Raw genomic sequence first — 4,508 nt, forward strand, 5'->3', positions numbered from 1 at the left:
GAAGATCGGCATGGCCAATCTCGCCTACAACCTCACACGCTACGTCTGGCACCAGGGCCGAAGTTTGCCTGCGTGAAGGAGAAGCGGTGAAATCGGCAGCCACCGGCCGAATTGATCGGCCCGCACAGCGGTAAATTGCCCGTCGAACGCGCACTCATAAAGCTGCCCGGTCATCGCTACTCGTTTTAGGCCAAAAGGACGGTAAATCGAGGTGTCCAGTCGGCCAGGCCGCCGGCCACGTAGCACGGGCCGTAGCACCTACGGAATGAAGGAGCGGCGGCAGCCGAGACAGCGGTGCGCGCAGCTTTTCGCTGCAAGCGCGCACCGGTCGAGGCGGCCATGGCCAGTCAGAGTTTCTCTAGAATGTGAATGTCACAACCCATTCCGGAGAGACCGACCATGACCACTCTAGAGTCTACACCCGCCGCCGCGGTGCTGGTAGCGATCGACATTGCTAAGGTCCGCAATGAAGTCCTTATCGAAACACCTGGCCACAAGCGCCGGCGTCGCCTTTTGGTCCTTAACACCCGTGCCGAGCACGACCATCTGATCGAAGTGCTGCAGGCGTACGGCCGACCTGTGGTCTGCGCCTTTGAGGCGACAGGGAACTATCATCGGCCCATTGCATGGCGCCTGGCTGAGGCGGGCTTTGAGGTGCGGCTGGTGTCGTCGTTGGCGCTCGCCCGAACACGCGAAGCCTTGCACAACAGCTGGGACAAGAACGATCCCAAGGATGCGCAGGTGATCCTGCACATGCTCAGGATCCAGGCGACACAGGTCTATCATGATCCGCTGCGCGCCGGCATCAACGACGTGCAGGAACTGTCGAAGACGCATGAAGCGATCGCCGCGGCCAAGACCGAGATCCAGCACCGTATCCTGACGCATTACCTGCCGCTGTATTTTCCCGAGATCGATCGCTTCCGGGGAAACAGTCGTAGCGACTGGTTCTTCGCCTTCCTCGATGCTTTTCCGACCCCAGCAAGCATCACGGCGCTGACGAAGGAGGAGTTTGTGACAGCAGCCTGGGATGTCGTCGGCCGCAAGGTCAGCAAGACACAGATTCTGATGGATATTTACGAGACGGCGCGCTCATCGATCGGGCTGCCGCTGCCGCTCGATGCGCCTGCTATTCGCATGTTCCGGATGGTCATTGACGAAGCACGCAGCCTGATCCGGCAACGCAATGAGATCGAAGCGCAGGCCGACGAGCTGTTGCGGCACAGCCAGGATTATCAGCTCCTGCGCCAGATCCCCGGCATCGGGCCGATCAATGCGCTGACGATCCTTGCCGAGGCCGGAGACCTTCGCCGTTTCCATCATCATCGCCAGTTTCTCAAATTCTGCGGACTGGATCTCTCGACACAGCAGTCAGGCCAATATCGAGGCCAGACCCGCCTTTCCAAATTCGGCAATGCTTGGCTGCGCCGCACCCTGTGGATCGCCGGACAAGTCGCCATCCGCCAGCGCGAGAACGGCTTCCGTCACAAGTTCGAACGCTACATCGCAAGGGATCGCGACAATCCCGATCTGCGCCGCAAGGCGATGACTGCTATTTCCGCCAAGATGGCGCGTGTCGTGCACGCCGTCGTCAAAGGTGGTTCCGACTACCGGCCCTTCGTCGAGGGGCGGGTGCCAGGTGGAAGAACCTCTGTCAGCTAGGGCCGTGAGGGCATCGCTTCGATGACCCTGTAGATAATGTTCGGGTCTTCCGCCTGGATCAGAAGCTCGTGTTGAGGACGGTGAGGGCCGCCTTCGAGCGTACCCTGTGTTTGCTATGGACGAGACCTTTTCCCTTGCCGGTGGAAGCCGCCTGTTTCGACGACTTGACCAACGTCACGCAGCGAGCGCATGCTGGCGGATAGAGAGACTTTGACCGTCTGCTCCAATTTCATTCCGCTCTTAGGACGCACCTCGCGGATGCGAAAAGGGAACCTGGCAATGACGGTGTTGATGAAGTCAATCGCGTTTGCCTGGTTGTGCCGGTCGTAGATTTTCAGGGCGCGGATGCGTGTGGCATCGTCGATTGCGGTGTACTGATAACGCTTGATGGATTTCCCGTCTTTGCGGTCGAATTTCAGGAACTTGACATCAACTTGGATCTGGTGGCCTGGCACCTGCTTCTCATAGCGCTGCGAGTGAATCTTTCGGACGCGCGTGCCGCTTGGCAGCCGGCTGAGGCCGTGGCGCTTCAGAATCCGATAGACACCCGCATGCGAAATTGTGACGGCGTGATAGCGGGACAGGTACCAAACGATCCGCATCGGCCCGAGATGATAGGTTTTGCGCAGGTGCAGCACCTTTTCGACGATCTCCGGCGCCGTTCGATTGGCAGGGTTCTTTGGAGCTGTCTTGCGGTTCTCAAGGCCGGCGACCCCTCGCTGCCTGTAAGCTGTTCGCCAGCGATAGAAGCTGGCACGGCCGACGCCGAAATATCGGCATGCCTTGCGACATCGCAGATCTGAAGCGTGTCTGAGCACCCGAAGCTTGTGGTCTACGTCGCGCCTGAACTTGTGCATCGTCTTCATCTTTCTCGCCATTTTGGCTCTCAAGAGAAAGGATGTCTCGCAAGTCCGTACATTCCTACACGAAGATGAACTGCCCCGGGGTTGCTGGCGAAGGCAAAGACATTTCAAACCACGCCGCTTTGTAGGGCCTGCATTTCAGAACTCAATGCATTTTGGCGCGAACTCTCCTCTCCACGGTGCTAGCCTTTGAAAATCTCCGCCACCCGATCGGGCGGTTGTTAGAACCGACAAGCGAATCCTTCGGTGGTGGTGGTGTCGACAAGTCGCAAAAAAGGCGCGCGTCATTAACTTAAAAGGGGAACTGGAACCATGACGATCTCTCGACGCAATCTCATTAAGATGGGCATGGCCGCCGGAACGGCCTTATCCATTCCTTCTGTCCTGCGGGCGCAGACATCACCAACTCCCGACCGGACGGTCCGCATGGCGCTGGAGGACTTCCAAATCTTCGATCCCGTCGTTACGACGGCTGACAGCACCCAAACCCATGCCCTCGCGATATATGATCAACTGTTCGGGCTTGATTCCAAATTTGTGTCGCGTCCGCAAATGGTGGGTAAGTGGGGCGTTTCCGACGACAAGAAGACCTATACGTTCGAGCTCCGGGATGGCCTAAGTTGGCACGACGGCACCTCCGTCACTGCGGCAGACTGTGTCGCCTCGATCCGTCGCTGGGGCCAAGTGGCTCCCGGCGGCCAGTTGCTCATGGCGCGGGCCAAGGACATCTCGAAAAAGGATGACAAGACCTTCACAATCACGCTCCGGGAGCCGCTGGGCGCCCTGCTCGACATCCTGGGTGGCCCGTTCATCATGCGCGAGAAGGACGCTAGTCTTTCTCCAACAGAGCAGGTGACCGACAATATCGGATCGGGACCGCTGAAGTTCAATCACGCTCTTGCCAGGCCGGGCGCGAGCTTCACCTACGACCGCAATGAAAAATACGTACCACGCAACGAGGCGCCCGACGGACTGGCCGGCGGGAAGATCGTAAAAGTCGATCGTGTCATCGCGGAAATCGGCTTATACGGCGATCAGCAAACTTCATTGGCGGCCTTGCAGGCAGGTGAGGTTGACTTCCTTGAGGCCACATCGAGCGATCTTTTGCCGGCGATCGAGAGCGATCCCAATCTGGAACTTCAGGTTCTGGACGAGTTGGGGCAGGACATGTTCGTGCGCATGAACTGTCTGCAAAAGCCGTTCGACAACGTGAAGGCACGCCAAGCGATGCTTCACCTGATCGATCAGGAGGCATTTTTGCGCGTCACGGCCCCTGACCCCAGATTCGGCCACACCGTCACTTCGATGTTTGGAAACGATACGCCGGTTTCCAATGACGAAAATACGGGATGGTTCAAAAAGGGCGGCGACCCGGAAAAGGCCAGGCAACTGTTCAAGGAGGCAGGATATGCAGGCGAGAAAGTCGTTATCCTGCAACCCACGGATTGGGAGGCGGCAAGCAATGCCTCTCAGCTTCTGGCAGCCGCATTGCGGAATATTGGAGTGAATGCCGAGCTTGCGCCGAGCGACTGGGGCGGGCTTGTCGCCCGCCGCGCGAACAAAGGCCCCGTTGAGAACGGCGGCTGGAGCATCTTCATAACGAGTACAACTGAAGCGACTCTCGGCACTGTTATCTCCGATCCCACCCTGCCTATGATGGGCGAAAAAAGTTGGTTCGGCTGGCCGCAGAACGACGAATATGAGGCTCTTCGGGTCAAGTGGTCGGATGTCGAAACGCTCGAAGAGCGCAAGGCACTGGCCCGCAAGATGCAGCGGATATGGTGGGACTATGTGCCCGAGGTTCTGTTGGGTCAAATTGTCTCGCCAAGCGCGCGCCGCAAGACGCTCACTGGCCTCATCAGCGTGCCGGCGGTGGTCCCGATGTGGAACATGCAGAAGGCCTGAGGCGCAATGGCCGCCTATATCCTTCGCAGGATCGTTTCGGCCATCGCCGTCATGGCGATGGTCGGGATCTTCGTCTTT

General features: G+C 58.6%; 1 protein-coding gene and 3 pseudogenes. 2 read left to right on the forward strand and 2 right to left on the reverse strand.

The window, feature by feature from the left end:
* Positions 1-399: 399 nt before the first annotated feature.
* Positions 400-1,687 (forward strand): annotated as a pseudogene (locus G6N73_RS34820) (IS110 family RNA-guided transposase).
* 196 nt (positions 1,688-1,883) lie between these two features.
* Here G6N73_RS34820 and G6N73_RS37765 read toward each other — a convergent pair.
* Together G6N73_RS37765 and G6N73_RS37770 are read right to left on the reverse strand one after the other, a co-directional pair.
* A pseudogene (locus G6N73_RS37765) lies at positions 1,884-2,361 on the reverse strand (transposase family protein); the annotation flags it as partial.
* A pseudogene (locus tag G6N73_RS37770) lies at positions 2,253-2,540 on the reverse strand (helix-turn-helix domain-containing protein); the annotation flags it as partial. The pseudogenes G6N73_RS37765 and G6N73_RS37770, both read right to left, overlap by 109 nt.
* Before the next feature lie 297 nt (positions 2,541-2,837).
* On the opposite strand from G6N73_RS37770, the gene G6N73_RS34830 reads away from it, so the two are divergent.
* The gene (locus tag G6N73_RS34830) at positions 2,838-4,430 is read left to right on the forward strand and encodes an ABC transporter substrate-binding protein (protein WP_165034412.1); all 1,593 of its coding nucleotides are present in this window, start codon (positions 2,838-2,840) and stop codon (positions 4,428-4,430) included.
* The last annotated feature ends 78 nt before the right edge of the window (positions 4,431-4,508 follow it).

Source organism: Allomesorhizobium camelthorni (genome assembly GCF_011045125.1).
Classification (GTDB): domain Bacteria; phylum Pseudomonadota; class Alphaproteobacteria; order Rhizobiales; family Rhizobiaceae; genus Allomesorhizobium; species Allomesorhizobium camelthorni.